Origin of the sequence: Variovorax sp. EL159 (genome assembly GCF_900100965.1) — a bacterium.
In the GTDB taxonomy this organism is placed as follows: Bacteria; Pseudomonadota; Gammaproteobacteria; order Burkholderiales; family Burkholderiaceae_C; genus Variovorax.
Genome location: NZ_FMUJ01000010.1, coordinates 125,508 through 139,754 on the forward strand (window position 1 = coordinate 125,508; position 14,247 = coordinate 139,754).

11 protein-coding genes are annotated in these 14,247 nt (G+C 66.0%); all 11 read right to left on the bottom strand.

Features of this window, described 5'->3' with window-relative positions:
* Positions 1-3: 3 nt before the first annotated feature.
* Positions 4-444, bottom strand: coding sequence for a hypothetical protein (locus BLQ28_RS30585; RefSeq protein ID WP_093247100.1), 441 nt, complete (start codon positions 442-444; stop codon positions 4-6).
* Complete coding sequence (locus BLQ28_RS30590; protein WP_093247101.1) at positions 444-2,813, bottom strand: type VI secretion system Vgr family protein; 2,370 nt, start codon at positions 2,811-2,813, stop codon at positions 444-446. Before BLQ28_RS30590 ends, BLQ28_RS30585 begins: the two co-directional genes overlap by 1 nt.
* Positions 2,814-2,833: 20 nt before the next feature.
* Positions 2,834-5,569, bottom strand: a complete 2,736-nt coding sequence (tssH, locus tag BLQ28_RS30595) for a type VI secretion system ATPase TssH (RefSeq protein ID WP_093247102.1) — start codon at positions 5,567-5,569, stop codon at positions 2,834-2,836.
* Positions 5,566-6,759: a type VI secretion system baseplate subunit TssG gene (tssG, locus tag BLQ28_RS30600; RefSeq protein WP_093247103.1), complete on the bottom strand. Its 1,194-nt coding sequence runs from the start codon at positions 6,757-6,759 to the stop codon at positions 5,566-5,568. The genes tssH and tssG overlap by 4 nt, the downstream gene beginning before the upstream one ends.
* Complete coding sequence (tssF, locus tag BLQ28_RS30605) at positions 6,756-8,627, bottom strand: type VI secretion system baseplate subunit TssF (protein ID WP_093247104.1); 1,872 nt, start codon at positions 8,625-8,627, stop codon at positions 6,756-6,758. The genes tssG and tssF overlap by 4 nt, the downstream gene beginning before the upstream one ends.
* A 121-nt stretch (positions 8,628-8,748) precedes the next feature.
* A complete protein-coding gene (tssE, locus tag BLQ28_RS30615) occupies positions 8,749-9,276 on the bottom strand; it encodes a type VI secretion system baseplate subunit TssE (protein ID WP_093247106.1) in 528 nt (175 codons plus the stop codon).
* An 8-nt stretch (positions 9,277-9,284) separates the two neighbouring features.
* Positions 9,285-10,151, bottom strand: a complete 867-nt coding sequence (locus tag BLQ28_RS30620) for a type VI secretion system accessory protein TagJ (protein ID WP_093247107.1) — start codon at positions 10,149-10,151, stop codon at positions 9,285-9,287.
* Positions 10,152-10,306: 155 nt separating this feature from the next.
* Entirely contained in the window at positions 10,307-10,789 is a 483-nt protein-coding gene (locus tag BLQ28_RS30625; RefSeq protein WP_093247108.1) for an Hcp family type VI secretion system effector, read from the bottom strand.
* 48 nt (positions 10,790-10,837) lie between these two features.
* Entirely contained in the window at positions 10,838-12,346 is a 1,509-nt protein-coding gene (gene tssC / locus BLQ28_RS30630; protein ID WP_093247109.1) for a type VI secretion system contractile sheath large subunit, read from the bottom strand.
* Between the two features lie 60 nt (positions 12,347-12,406).
* Entirely contained in the window at positions 12,407-12,979 is a 573-nt protein-coding gene (tssB, locus tag BLQ28_RS30635) for a type VI secretion system contractile sheath small subunit (protein ID WP_093247110.1), read from the bottom strand.
* A gap of 79 nt (positions 12,980-13,058) precedes the next feature.
* Positions 13,059-14,159 (bottom strand): type VI secretion system protein TssA, encoded by a 1,101-nt coding sequence (gene tssA / locus BLQ28_RS30640; protein WP_093247111.1) that lies wholly within the window; start codon positions 14,157-14,159, stop codon positions 13,059-13,061.
* Positions 14,160-14,247: the final 88 nt, after the last annotated feature.

Genomic DNA, 14,247 nt, shown 5'->3' on the forward strand with positions numbered 1-14,247 from the left:
GCTTCAGCGCATCGGCTGGTCGATGGCGATCTCGCGTGAGACCGGATCAAAGCGCAGCTTCACGGAACGCCCTGGTGCGAAGTCGGCGAGCTTCACCGGACTGATCGGAGCGTCCAGTTCAGTCTCGTAGGCGGGCAACCCGCCCTCGGGCTGTACCCGGAGCTTGAGCCGCACCATGACATAGATGAACTCGACGCGCATGCCGGTGTCATGGCTGTCGAGCACCGTCGCCACCGCCGCCTGCCCGGTGCGAAGCACGCGCTCGGCGCGGTCCGAGCCCATCACACGGCGGTTGACCTCGCTCTGCATATGCAATATGCGGAACACATAGCGCTTAGCCAGCGCGGTCAGCCCGGACCACAGCAGCAGGACGACTGCGATCGGAACAATGAGAAGCCAGTGTTCAGCGAACCACCCAACGAAAAGATCCGACATCTGAGCCATCAGAGGTACACGGTGATCCCACGGGGATTCACCTTCACTTGAGACATTTCGATGGTCGTCGCCTTGTTGGCTGTCTGGAACAGCGTCTGCGTGGTGGAGTAGAGGCCCATTGCCCCGCTAGCGGAATACATGTCGAACTTGTTGATGGAACCCGTGATCGAGTAGGCGTTGAACCCCATGTTCTGGACGGCAACGCTGACCGTCCTCCCATTCGCGGTGATGGCTGCGCCATTGAGGTTCACGTTGAGCGCCGTGAGCCCCATGTTGAAGCCCTTGAAGGCAATGCCCCAGTCCGTGAACGTTATTTTTTTCTTCGACGTGTCCTCCACATTCGGTGCGTTCAGGATGATCTTGGTCGGTGACTTGATCGTGATGTCCGCCTTGGTGCTTTCCAGGTTCATGGGGCCATCCGTCGTCGCGCTCAACGACGTGTTCGCATGCACCTTTTGGGCCCCCTTGACAAGATAGTCCTCGTTGCCGTCGACCGTCACCTTCTTTCCCTTGGTGTTTTCGGTATACAGACCGACCACCGTCGTGGTCTGCGGGCCCGCAATGTCTTCCTTGAGCGAGACACCGATGATTCGCTCTTCCCCTTTGTCTACCGTGTCTGTGCGCTTGCCGGTGACATGGATGGTCTGATTCCCGATGACATCGACCTGCTGGTTGCCACCATCCACCTTGATGAACTGGTCGCCGCCGTTGACGGTGATCTTCTGCGGCCCGCCCTTGTTGACCGTCAGCGTGTGCGGCCCGTTGACCGTCTCATCGAGCGAGGTGTTTCCCGTGTAGGTGTCCGCCCGTTCGATCCACGTCTCGCGCGTGCCTTCCACGGTGTGTTTTTCATTGTTCTCGACACTGACGCCAAGATCCTTCTGCGCATGGAGCTTGATCGACTCGTTGCTGGGGTCGTCGTCGATCACGAAGTGGTTGGCCAGCTCGCCGTCGCCCTTGATGGTGCGGCTGATGAAGCCGCTGACTGTTGCCTTGGCCGGCAGTTCGAGCGGCGGCATCTGGTCGGCGTTGTAGACGCGGCCGATGATGATCGGCCGGTCGGGGCAACCGGCGATGAAATCGACGACCACTTCCTGCCCCACGCGCGGGTGATTCACCGCGCCGAAGTTCGAGCCGGCCCACGCGCTGGACACGCGCACCCAGCATGAGCTGTCCTCGTTGCGCTGGCCGTAGCGGTCCCAGCGGAACTGCACCTTCACGCGGCCGTACTTGTCGATCCAGATGTCTTCCCCGGGCGGGCCCACGACCGTGGCGGTCTGCGGGCCGTGCGTGGTCGGCATCCGCGTGACGCGCGGCGCGCGGAACGGAAACGACGTGGGCTGCACGCCGAAGTTGAAGCTGTAGAGGCCGTCGGGGCTGCCCGTTGCATAGCCGCCCTCGCGCAAGTTGTACGTCACCGCGACGATCAGGTATTCCTTGTTGTCCTCGTCGCGCGGCGCGTTCTGCATGTTGAAGCGGTAGCCGGGCGCCATGCCACGCACGTTGGAGTGGCCGGTGTCGATCTCGGCCTTCGCCTGCGCCTCCTCGAGCCGGATGCGCGCGTAGTGCTCGCCCTGCCCGGCGTCGCTGTAGCCGCCGAGCCACTCGTACATCTCGTAGCGGCCGTGGTCGTTGTCGCGCGGCTGGCTGCGCGTGTTGAGCAGGTCGGCCTTGGGCTTCTTGAAGTCGAAGTCGTCGACCACGAAGGTGCCGGGGCGAATCTCCTCGGTCACCTCCCACTGGTCGATCACTTCGCGGCCCGTCCCGCCCACGCGATCGGTGGCGAGGTAGCCGATGCGCGGGTAGCCCGGCAGCGTGTCGTGCCCCCCCATGTCGTCAGCCAGCACCAGCGTGTGCTGGTTCTTCTCGTGCTTGAAGTAGTAGTAGATGCCTTCGTGTTCCATCATGCGGCTCACGAATTCGAAGTCGGTCTCCTGGTACTGCACCGAGTAGTCGCGCTGGCGGTAGCTGGCGCTGAGCCTCTTCTCGAATGCGAACCCGTACTCACCGAGCACTTCGTCCAGGATGTCGACCACCGATTTGTTCTGGAAGATCTTGCAATCGCTGGTGCGCGTGAGATACCAGAGCCAGGGCTGCACGAGGGCCCGGTACACCACATAGCGCGACGAGCTCTCTTCGCGGCCGATCATCGTGAAGCGCGTGATCTGCCCGTTGAGGTAGCGCGGCGTCCCGTCGATGGTCACGATCTCGAGCGTGAGCGGTTTGCCGAGCAACGCCTTCATGTCGACGGAGGTGTTGGGACTCAGCAGGTCCACCTCGAACTCGAAGAGCTCCGACAGCCCTTCGTTGCCGTGCATCGAACGGAACAGCAACTGGTCCGGTGCAAGCGGCGTATGTGCAATGACGACTCTGGCCATGTGGTACTCCCTCTTTGCGCTCAGTGTTCAGAAAATTCGTAGCGGAAGTCGTCGTCCGCCGCGCTCAATTGCACGCCCGCGAGCTTGCGCGCACTGACCGTGGCGCCGATGACTTCCTCGCTCAGTCGCGGCAGGATGGTGTGCGTGAGGATCGCGTCGATCATCCGGCCGCCTGACTCGATGGCCGTGCAACGGCGCGCCACCAGTTCGACGGCGCTGTCGTCGTAGTTCAGCGCAATGCCGTGGTTGGCAGCAAGCCGCGTGGCGATGCGGTCGAGCTGCAGCCGGATGATGCGGTGCAGGGCCTCGGCATGCAGCGGGTAGTAAGGCACGACAACCAGGCGGCCCAGCAGCGCGGGCGCGAACACCTTGAGCAGCGGCTCGCGCAGCGCCGCGGCCAGCGGCTCGGGGTCGGGCCGCAGGGTCGGGTCTTCGCACAGTTGCATGACCAGGTCGGTACCGACGTTGGAGGTCATGATGATCACGGTGTTGCGAAAGTCGATGTGGCGGCCTTCGCCGTCTTCCATCCAGCCCTTGTCGAAGACCTGGAAGAAGATCTCGTGCACGTCGGTGTGCGCCTTCTCGATCTCGTCGAGCAGCACCACGCTGTAGGGCCTGCGGCGCACGGCCTCGGTGAGCACGCCGCCTTCGCCATACCCCACGTAGCCGGGCGGCGCGCCCTTGAGGGTAGAGACGGTGTGCGACTCCTGGAACTCGCTCATGTTGATGGTCACGAGGTTCTGCTCGCCACCGTAGAGGGCCTCCGACAACGCGAGCGCGGTCTCGGTCTTGCCGACGCCCGATGGGCCGCACAGCAGGAACACACCGACGGGCTTGTTGGGGTTGTCGAGCCGCGCACGCGCGGTGCGGATGCGGCGCGAGATGGTCTCCAGCGCATCGGGCTGGGCGACCACGCGGGCCGACAGGATCTCGCCGAGGCGCAGCACCGATTGCGCGTCGTCGCGCACCATGCGGCCGATGGGAATGCCGGTCCAGTCGGCCACCACGGTGGCGATGGCTTGCGCATCGACGGCCGCCAGGATGAGCGGCGATTCGCCTTGCAGCTGCACGAGCTTGTCTTGCGCCTCGTTGAGTTCGGCGCGAATTTCTTCGGGCGTTCTTTCGGGCTCGGCCGGTGCGGTGTCTGCGGCAACGGGTTCCGCATGCTCTGAACCCTCTTCCTGCACTTCGGCTTGCGCCGGCACGGCCGCCGGCGACAGCAGCTTGCGCAGCGCCACGATGCGCTCGACCAACGCGCTTTCTTCCACGCGCCGCTGCTCCAGCAGATCGAGTTCGGCCTGCGCCGCCGCCACTTCGGCCGCGATGTCCTGAACACGCTGGTGCTCGCCGACGCCGATCGCAGCCTCGCGCCCCGCGATGCCCGACTCGATGCCCAGCACTTCGATGCGCCGCTGCAGGTCTTCCAGCGCAGCCGGCAGCGCATGCTGGCTCAGTGCCACGCGCGCGCATGCCGTGTCGAGCAGGCTCACGGCCTTGTCGGGCAACTGCCGCGCGGGAATGTAGCGGTGCGACAGGCTCACGGCCGCTTCGAGCGCGGCATCGAGGATGAGCACGCCGTGGTGCTTTTCGAGCTCGGCCGAGATGCCGCGCAGCATGACGACCGCCTTGGGCTCGGTGGGCTCGTGCACCTGGATCGTTTGAAAGCGGCGTGTGAGCGCCGGGTCTTTCTCGATGTACTTCTTGTACTCCGACCAGGTGGTCGCGCCGATGGTGCGCAGCCGTCCGCGCGCCAGCGCCGGCTTCAGCAGGTTGGCCGCGTCGCCGGTGCCGGCGGTGCCGCCCGCGCCGACCAGCGTGTGCACTTCGTCGACGAACAGCACGATGGGCTTGGGGCTTTTCTCGACCTCGTCGATCACCTGGCGCAGCCGCTGTTCGAATTCGCCCTTCACGCCCGCGCCGGCCTGCAGCAGCGTGGGGTCGAGCACCCACAGCGACACGTCCTTGAGCGACGGCGGCACGTCGCCGGCCGCCAGCCGCGAGGCCAACCCTTCGACCACGGCCGTCTTGCCCACGCCGGCCTCGCCGGTAAGCAATGGGTTGTTCTGCCGACGCCGCATCAGGATGTCGATGATCTGGCGGATCTCGTCGTCGCGGCCGTAGACCGGATCGAGTTCGCCCGCGCGTGCCTTGGCCGTCAGGTCGCTCGCGTACTTCGCAAGCGCCGAGCCGCCCGCCGCCGGGCCATCGCCCTGGTGATGCGCGGCGGCCGATGCGCCGGCACTGCCGGTGCCCGCACTCGGTGCGATGTCGTAGTCGTCTTCGGGCGAGCCTTCGGTCCATGCGGGCAACTGCGCCACCAGCACGTCGGGCACGATCTTGTCGAACTCGCGCGAGATGCCCGAGAGCACCTGCCGCAGCCCCGGCGTCTTGATGATGCCCGCGAGCAGGTAGGCACCGCGGATCGAGGTGGCCTCGAAGCGCAGGCTGGCGTACACCCATGCGCGTTCGACGGCGTTGTCGACATGCTCCGAGATGTCGCTGATCGACGTGGCGCCATGCGGCAGGCGGTCGAGCGCACGCACCAGGTCCTGCTCGACGGCATCGAGGTTCAGGCCCGCGCGCTTGATGATGCGCAGCATGTCGCTGTCCTGCAGCTGCAGGATCTGGTGCAGCCAGTGCACCAGCTCGACGTACGCATTGCCGCGCAGCTTGGCGAAGGCGGTGGCGGTCTCCAATGCCTTGTAGAGCATCGGATTGAGTTTCGAGAACAGGGAGACGCGGCGGATGTCGGTCATAGGGAAGATGCGGGCGCGGCAGCGGATGCCGCCGTTGCGTGGGAAGAAAACAGGGCCTCGGGCTGGAACACCATGTCGCCGGCGTCGGTGTCCGACAGGCGCGTGCCGAGCCAGCTGCCCCATCCGAGGCGCTGGCCGCCGTTGAGCTGCATGCCTTGCGCGTCCTGCTTGCGCAGCACGAGCCGCAGCTCCCAGGCGAATTCGATGCCGACGTACTGGCGCACCCAGTCGACCACCTGCCGCAGCCGCGTGCTGCCCGGCAGGAACTCGCGGAACTGCGCCTGCGACAGCGGCCCGAGCTCGAGGCGGAACTTGCTCTGCGCATCGCGCACCGCCAGGCCGATGGTGGCACCGCCGCCCAGCTGGTGGTTGCGCCCGTACAGGCCCAGGCGGCTCACCTGGCGCTCGTCGATCATCATCCAGTTGCTCACGAACTCCTCGACGCGCACCGGCACGTCGAAGTACAGCCGCAGGATCTGGATCAGGCCTTCGGGGTTGCGCGTCTGGCGCACGAGATGGCCTGCCATGAAGGTGCGCGCATGGTCGGCGATGCGGTCGCGTTTCTTCAGGCCTGGCTGCCCCATGCTCATGAGGCTCGCGACGTAGTCGACGAAGCGGTGGCCATCGACGCGGTCCAGGCTGTTGACCGACTGCGCATCGGCCCAGGCCCGGTAGAACAGCATGATCAGCCGGTGATGGAACAGGTCGGCGAATGCGCTGAGCGTGTTGTCGGCGTGGTGCCGCTTGCGCTCGCGTGCGTACTCGGTCAGGTGCAGCGGCAACGGGCCGTTGGGGCCGAACAAACCAAAGCCGTAGATCGAGATGCGCGGCGGGCCGTCGCCGTCCGTTTCCACGCCCGAGACGTTCGATGGCGCGAAGGCCATCGAAGGCTCTTGCCCGAGCCGCAACGGCTCGTCGAGCGGGCGCGGCGCGCGGCCCAGCAGCGGATGGTCGCCCTGCGCATCGAGGCGGCGCAGCAGCATGAAGAGGTCGTGCTCGAAGGGTTGATCGAGCAGCCGGGCCCAGAGCTCGGGGTCGGCCTCGGGCATGCCGCGCGGCGCCGGCGTGGCCTGCGCGGACGGCGGGAGGCCGTGGGCCATGCCGGCCACGGCCGCGTCCAGCAGCACCTCGCCGTCTTCGGCCGACGACGCTTGTTGCTGCATGCCTTCGGTGACGCCGGCTTCGCTCATACGGCGGGGCGGCGTCCCACGCGCGGCGTCCAGCGCGCGATCTCGCCGCGTTGCAGACTGGACAGCGCGAACTCGGTGAACGCGTTGAGCGACACGTGACGGCTGAAGAACTGCTCCAGCACGGCACCGAAGAGGTACGGGCTGGCACCCGAGAACGCGACCTCGTCGATCTTCAGCGCGATCTCCACGCCGCGCCCGAAGACGATCGGCCCCGGCTCGGGCAGCCGGCGGAACACCGGCGCCAGCGCCATCGAGCGCACGCCCTGGATCTGGCGGCGCACCGACGGGTCGGCCAGGTTGCCGTAGAGGTCGAGCATTTCGCGCAACGCGGCCGCGCCTTGCGCCGCATCGATGTCGGTCAGGCTCAGGTAGTTCAGGCCCAGGTGGCTGATGAGGCGCCAGGTGAGCGCGCCTTCGGACAGCGCGGGGTAAGGCCGCGAAGGGCCGCGCAGGATGCGGATGGCGCGCACGGGTGCCGACACGCGCAGCGTGAAGTCCGACTCGAGCCCGGTCGGCATCAGCAGCGGCAAATCGCGGTTGGTGCACAGCGCATCGAGCGTGATGTGCCGCAGGCTGTGCGGAAAGGGCGCGTCGTGCTGGTCGACCAGCGACACGTAGACCTCGCTGCCGGTGTAGCTGGTGCGCGTGCCCTGCGCGCGTGCGCGGTCGGACACGAGGCGCGGCTCGCGGCGCAGCGAGAAGTAGGCGCCGAAGTCGCCGTCGTCGGCCGCGAACGAACCGAGGAAGGGCCGGAACTCGCGCTCCTCCGAGCCGTTGGCCATGTGGCCGGTGACGCGCTCGACCGTGAAGATCTCGAAGTCGCGCGGCCGCGTGCGGTCGATCACCGCATGGTGCTCGTGCTGGCCGGGGCCGACCGGAATGCGGTCGCTGCGGCGCGGCACGAGGTTGATGATGGGCGTGCAGAACAGCGAGAAGTGCTTGGCATCGACCAGCCGCTCCAGGTCGGCATCGGCGCGGTCGAGCAGGATCACGATTTCCATCGTGGTGCCGCCGATGGCCGAGACCGCCGCGCGCAGCTTGCTCACGCTGAAGAACAGGTAGCGATCGGGAAAGGCGAAGTACTCGTGCAGCAGGCGGTAGCCCTGGAACGAGCGCGCGTCGTAAGGCAGCAGCGCCTGCTCGGGGTCGAAGCCCTCGTGGCGGATGGCGTCGTCGCCCAGCGGCACCAGGCGCGCGGTGCTGCCGGGGCCGCTGCGGCACACGGTGCCCACGCTGTGGTGCGCCGCGAGTTCGAGCAGGCGCAGCGCATGCAGCTCGGCGCCCGAGAGAAAGAATTCGAGCCGGTCGAGCGGCATGTCGGAAAAGCGCGCGCCACCCACGGCTTCGAGCCGGATGGTGAGCGCGCTCTTGGCCTGCCGCGCCACCACGGGCATCGCATGCGCGATCTCCGCCGGCACCGGTCCGATGCCCGCTTCGGCAATGCGGATGGGCCACAGGGTGACGGCATGGCCGGTGCGGAACTCGCAGGCCGTCTGCTCGCCCTTGATCATGCGGCCGCGCAGGATCGTGTGGCGCGGCAGTTCGTAGCCCGACTTCAGCGAGCCTTCGTTGAGGTTGCCGTCGATCTGCACCACGGCCATGGCAGGCAGCGGCGCGAGGAAGTTGGGGTACACCACTTCGAGCAGCCGCTGCGAGAAGCGCGGAAACTCCGCGTCCATCTTGAGCTGGATGCGCGCCGTGAGAAAGCTGAAGCCTTCGAGCAGGCGTTCCACGTACGGGTCGCTGACCTCGATGCCGCGCATGCCGAGCCGGCCCGCGATCTTGGGATAGCGCTGCGCGAACTCGGCCCCGAGCTCGTGCATGTAGGTGAGCTCGCGGTTGTAGTAGTCGAGGAGCCGGGCGTCCATCAGTGGCTCACCCCCAGGCTGCGCGCACTTCGTGTCGCTTCGCCAACCCCCTTGCAGGGGGCAACACCGGTGGCCCGGCAAAGCCGGTTCCACGGTGTTCCACGAAAAGAGAACGCCAGCATCAAAGTCCCCCGGTCGGCCGCAGCACCATGTGCCCGCTCTCCAGGTCCAGCTCCGAACGCAGGATGAACTCGATCGGGTAAGGCACAGACCATAGCGTGCCGCGGATCTCCAGCGCGAGCAGGTTGTGGTGCTCCAGCTCGGTCGCGTCGGTCACGCAGCGCACGTCGATGCTGTCCTTCATGATGCGCGGCTCGAAGTCGATGATCGAGGCGCGAATGGCCGCCTCGACGTCCGCGAAGTCGACCTCCGACATGCGCCCGCCGGCCCAGCCGCGCACGCCGTAGTTCAGCACCGAGCTGCGTGCACGCGGCATGCCGTTGATGGTGTGGTCGGCGCCGAAGTTGGCGGTGTTCAGCAGCCATTGCAGGTCGCGCAGCACCGAGTCGCGCAGCAGCTTGCCGCTCATGAGGAACGAACCCGCGCGCTCCTGCCGGGTCAGCGGCTGCTTGTCGGTCAGGCGATCGAGCAGCACGGGCTGCAGGCGGTCGCGCGCAACGCTTTCCTGCGGGTCGCCTTCGGCGTCCATCAGGGCACTCATGGCAAGGCGCTCGCCGCGGCCGCAAATTCGATGAGCCGCAGATCGAGCAATGAATGGTCGCCGGCCTCGCTGATCAGCGTGCGCTGGCCAACGCCCGCGTACTGCGCCTCGCCGGGCAGCGTGAGCCAGTCGGTGCGGCGGCCCAGCGCGGTGTCGTCGTCGAGGGCATCGAGCGGGCCGGGATAGCGCACCGGCACCAGGCCGTTGAGTGCGCGGCCGTCGTGCAGCTCGATCTGGGCCGGGGCCCACAAGAGGTCGACCAGATGCTGCGGACGCGAGAACTTGATGCGCCGCACCGAAGGCAGCGGCAGCCATGCATAGCCCGAAGGCGTGAGCAGTTCCAGCACCGCGCCCAGGCGCGCGTCGCCGTCGCACAGCCACGCGAATTCGCTGTGCTCGACCGGTTCGCCGTCGAGCGCCTGCACGGCGCGCGCATCCGAGCGGTCGACGCTGGCAAGGGTGCCCTGCAATGCGGGCGCGGCCTGCCGCGCGCTGTCGCGCAGGGCGGCTGCTTCTTCGGCGCGTTCGGCCGGCAGCGTCGCCGCGGCGATCAGCTGCTCGACCCAGTCCGCGTTGCCGCAGACGATGGCCGGCGCGCGCCCGCCGGCCCAGAATTCGGTGCGATGACGTTCGCCGGCAAGCGCCATCGCGCAGGTGACGCTGGCCGGCGTGAACGTGGGATCGAGCTTGGTGGCGAGCTTGAGCTGGTCTTCAGCCCGTTGCCATTCGCCGCGCAGCGCAAGAAAGTGGCACAGGGCAAGCCGCAGGCCGGCATCCTGGGGGCGGGCGCGAATCTGCCGTTGTACCCCTTCGGTGTGCTCGGCCACGGAGCGATCGCCCAGCACTGCAAACCCATCGCCCATGAAGCTTCCTCATTGACTGCTGGCACGCGGCGCGAAAAAAAGCCGTCGTGCAAAAGACGGCCGTCGATGGCCGTCGGGGAACATCCCCGGCCGGCCCGCGAACGCGTCGCACCATCGTGCGACGCGCGCGGCCCGTCGGGCTCAGCGCAAGGAAATCAGGCTTCCTTGTTTTCCTTGATGTTCCAGGCCAGCACCGTCTCGGCGCCCTTGCCGCCCTTGTCGGTCTGTTCCCAGTACTGCTGCTTCACCTTGGCAGCCTGGAAGGCGTACTGCACGAGCACGGCGTCGGAGCCCTGTTCGGCCGTGTACTGCACCGAGGTGACCAGCACTTCTTCGAGCGTGACGCGCGTGTATTCGATCTGCGAGCCGCCGGCCTTGCACACCGACACTTCGATCTTGGACAGGTGCTTGCCGCTTGCGCAGTTCTTCATGACGGACGGTGCCGCCTTGTCGATGCGGGCCAGAACCTGCAAGTCGTTGAAGCTGGCCTTGCCCACACCGCCGCCACCGCCGCTGACCATGTTTCCAGGCTGCGTCGCACCCCAGGCAAACGACTTGATATCCGTCCATTCCTTGTGATTCGAGTCCTTGGATTCGCCGTTCGCGCCTTCGACGCGCATGAACATGTCTACTGCCATGATTAACCCCCAAAGTTATTTGCGCCCGTGTGCCGGGACACCGTTGAACTAGCTGCCGTCCTTCTTGTTGGATGGCAGCTTCGAAACCAGCCGCAAGGAAACCGTCAGCCCTTCGAGCTGATAGTGCGGCCGGAGAAAAAACTTGGCGGCGTAGTAGCCGGGGTTGTCCTCGATGGCTTCCACCTGGACTTCGGCCGCCGCCAGCGGCTTCATTGCCTTCGTGTCTTGTGACGACGTGCCGGGGCTGCCGTCGACGTAATTCATGATCCAGTCGTTGAGCCAGCGCTCCATGTCCTCGCGCTCGCGGAACGAACCGATCTTGTCGCGCACGATGCACTTCAGGTAGTGCGCGAAGCGGCAGCATGCGAACAGGTACGGCAGGCGTGCCGCCAGGTTGGCATTGGCCGTGGCATCGGCGTCGTAGTACTCGGCCGGCGACTGCAGCGACTGCGCGCCGATGAAGGCCGCGAAGTCGGAGTTCTTGCGGTGCACCAGCGGCATGAAGCCGTTCTTGGCCAGCTCGGCCTCGCGCCGGTCGCTGATGGCGATCTCGGTCGGGCACTTCATGTCCACGCCGCCGTCGTCGGTCGGGAAGGTGTGCGTGGGCAAGTTCTCGACCGCGCCACCCGATTCCACACCGCGGATCGACGTGCACCAGCCGAACTGCTTGAACGAACGGTTGATGTTCACGCCCATCGCATAGGCCGAGTTGGCCCAGGTGTAGCGCGTGTGCTGTGCCGAATCGGTTTCTTCCTCGAACTCGAATTCGTCGACGGGGTTGGTGCGCGCGCCATAAGGCAGGCGCGCCAGGAAGCGCGGCATGGCCAGGCCGATGTAGCGCGCATCTTCCGAATCGCGCAGCGAGCGCCATGCGGTGTGCTCGGTGTTCTGGAAGATCTTGGTCAGGTCGCGCGGGTTCGACAGCTCCTGCCACGAATCCATCTGCATCACGGTGGGCGATGCGCCGGCAATGAAGGGGCAGTGCGCGGCCGCGGCGATCTTGGCCATTTCGCCGAGCATCTCGACGTCGGGCGGGCTGTGGTCGAAGTGGAAGTCGCCGATCAGCGCGCCGAAGGGCTCGCCGCCGAACTGGCCGTACTCGGCTTCGTAGATCTTCTTGAACAGCGGGCTCTGATCCCAGCCGATGCCCTTGTGGCGCTTGAGCGAGCGCGCCACTTCGCGCTTGGACGCGCACATCACGCGGATCTTGAGCTGCTCGTCGGTCTCGGTGTTGTTCACGAGATAGTGCAGGCCGCGCCATGCGCCTTCGAGCTGCTGGAAGTCTTCGTGGTGCAGGATCTGATTGATCTGCTCCGAGAGCTTGCGGTCGATCTCCGTGATGATGGCCTGCACCGAGCGGTAGGCATCATTGGAGATGGTGACGGTGTTTTCCAGCGCCTGCACGGCCAGCGTCTTGACGGCGTTCTCCACCGCCTCGCGGGCCTGGTCGGTCTTGGGCTTGAACTCGCGCTGCAGGAGGTCGGAGAACTCGTTCGGCGCGAGCGCCTCCACGGTGGCCTGCGCTTGCGCTGCTGTCTGTTTGGGTGCGGTGCTCATGATGGAGATCCTGTCGTCGTCGTCGTCGGCTTGCGTTGCGGGTGCTGCTCGTGCGTGCGCTTACTCGGAAGAAGCGCCGGGTGCCGAGCCCGCTTTTTCGTTCGCGGCTTCCACCGCCTTGGCAACGGCGGGGTTGGGCGCGGACGCCAGCGACTTGAGCAGCGCCGGGTTCTGCAGCGCCTGTGCGATCAGTTGTTCCGCGCCGTTCTTGCCGTCCATGTAGGACAGCAGGTTCGACAGCTCGGTGCGCGCTTCGAGCAGTTGCTGCAGCGCATCGACCTGGCGTGCGATGCGTGCGGGCGAGAAGTCGTCCATGCTGTCGAAGGTGATGTCGACATTCATCTGGCCTTCGCCGGTGAGCGTGTTGGGCACCTGGAAGGCCACGCGCGGCTTGATCGACTTCATGCGGTCGTCGAAGTTGTCGATGTCCACCGCCATGAATTCACGTTCGGCCAGGTCCGGCATCGGATCGATCTGCTTGCCCGCGAGATCGGCGATGACGCCCATCACGAAGGGCAGCTGGATCTTGCGTTCGCTGCCGTAGATCTCGACGTCGTACTCGATCTGCACACGCGGCGCGCGGTTGCGCGCGATGAACTTCTGACCACTGTTTCTGACACGGTTGTCTGCCATAAGCTTCCTCTTGAATCTGAATGCGTGTGGGGTCCGCCCCTGATCGACCGGCTGTCGCCGGGCCCGCGGCGTCTGGTGGCTATTGCGACGGGCTCCCGCCGTTCAACGGCCGCCCCGCGAGGCTCTCTATCTTTTGCAATCCCTCGGGCACGAGCTCTTCGATGATCTGGAAGAAGTTGAGGTCCAGCAGCCGCTGCGCTCTTCGTATCAGCATGGGCGCCGGATGGCTGGGCTCCGCACGCTCCAGATACAGGCAAGCTTTTTCCAACAACACTTGCACATCATCACGACTCGATATTTCAATATCTTTAATGCTGGCCGCGCGTAGTCCTGCGCCGCCATTTGCAGCCGTACCGGCTGCGGCATTTGGTACTACCGATTCGGTGGGTACGACCCCATCCGATGCCACTCCTGATGGGGCTTCAACAGCTTGCGACGGGTCGGGTTGCGCCTGTTCGGGGAGCAGTTGAACCACCGTGCGCAGCGAGCGTTCGAGGCGCGAGAAGTCGGGCGCCCAGCTTTGCCCCAACGCGCGTTCGGAGGTCTGGCGAATGCGCTGCAGCAGATCGAGCGCGGCACGCAGGGCCACCACCGGCGGCGCTTCTTTCTCGTGCGCGCGGCGGGCCGCATCGCGCAGGCGGCCGATACCGCCGGGGTAGTCGACCTGGTCGGTCTTGCTCGAATCGAGCAGTGCCTCGACCTGCCGCAGGCTCATGGCCGCACCGCCGTCGTCCAGCAGGCGCGCATCGCGCACACTGCGCCCGAGTCCTTCGGATTCGGCCAGTGCAGCCAGCGCATTCATGCGCGGCAACGGGTCTTCGAAATCCTCATCGACCACCACGCGCGGATGCACGTCGCTCCAGAACTTCTGCAACACCGCATCGACCACCTGCAGGCCATCGACATAGCCCGGAAGGCCCCGGCTTTCGGTCCATGCCAGCGTGAGCGGCACCAGCACGCGCAGGTCCCGCGTGCGCGTGCACAGCTGCTTGGCGATGCGCTCGACACGGGCCCAGTCCGGTGGCTCGGCGGGGATGATGGTCGACCCGAACTGTTGTTCGCGCTTGCCCGTCGTTGCCTGTTGCAGTGCCATGAAATCGGGGTCGTACTCCAGATCTTCACCGCACGGGAACGGGCCCTCCACAGGCGACTGCAACAGTTCGATCTCGCTCGGCGACAACTCTTCTCCCCTGTTAACCGTTTTTCAACAATAGTTATCTTGAGGGGTACGCAAGCTTCGGTCAACCGCAACAGAATGCAACGCGCAG

Coding starts and splice junctions, on each gene's coding strand:
- tssH (WP_093247102.1), bottom strand. CDS start 5,569: ATGACCGACATCCGCCGCGTCTCCCTGTTCTCGAAACTCAATCCGATG.
- tssE (WP_093247106.1), bottom strand. CDS start 9,276: ATGGACGCCGAAGGCGACCCGCAGGAAAGCGTTGCGCGCGACCGCCTG.
- tssG (WP_093247103.1), bottom strand. CDS start 6,759: ATGAGCGAAGCCGGCGTCACCGAAGGCATGCAGCAACAAGCGTCGTCG.
- BLQ28_RS30620 (WP_093247107.1), bottom strand. CDS start 10,151: ATGGGCGATGGGTTTGCAGTGCTGGGCGATCGCTCCGTGGCCGAGCAC.
- BLQ28_RS30585 (WP_093247100.1), bottom strand. CDS start 444: ATGGCTCAGATGTCGGATCTTTTCGTTGGGTGGTTCGCTGAACACTGG.
- BLQ28_RS30590 (WP_093247101.1), bottom strand. CDS start 2,813: ATGGCCAGAGTCGTCATTGCACATACGCCGCTTGCACCGGACCAGTTG.
- tssB (WP_093247110.1), bottom strand. CDS start 12,979: ATGGCAGACAACCGTGTCAGAAACAGTGGTCAGAAGTTCATCGCGCGC.
- tssC (WP_093247109.1), bottom strand. CDS start 12,346: ATGAGCACCGCACCCAAACAGACAGCAGCGCAAGCGCAGGCCACCGTG.
- tssF (WP_093247104.1), bottom strand. CDS start 8,627: ATGGACGCCCGGCTCCTCGACTACTACAACCGCGAGCTCACCTACATG.
- BLQ28_RS30625 (WP_093247108.1), bottom strand. CDS start 10,789: ATGGCAGTAGACATGTTCATGCGCGTCGAAGGCGCGAACGGCGAATCC.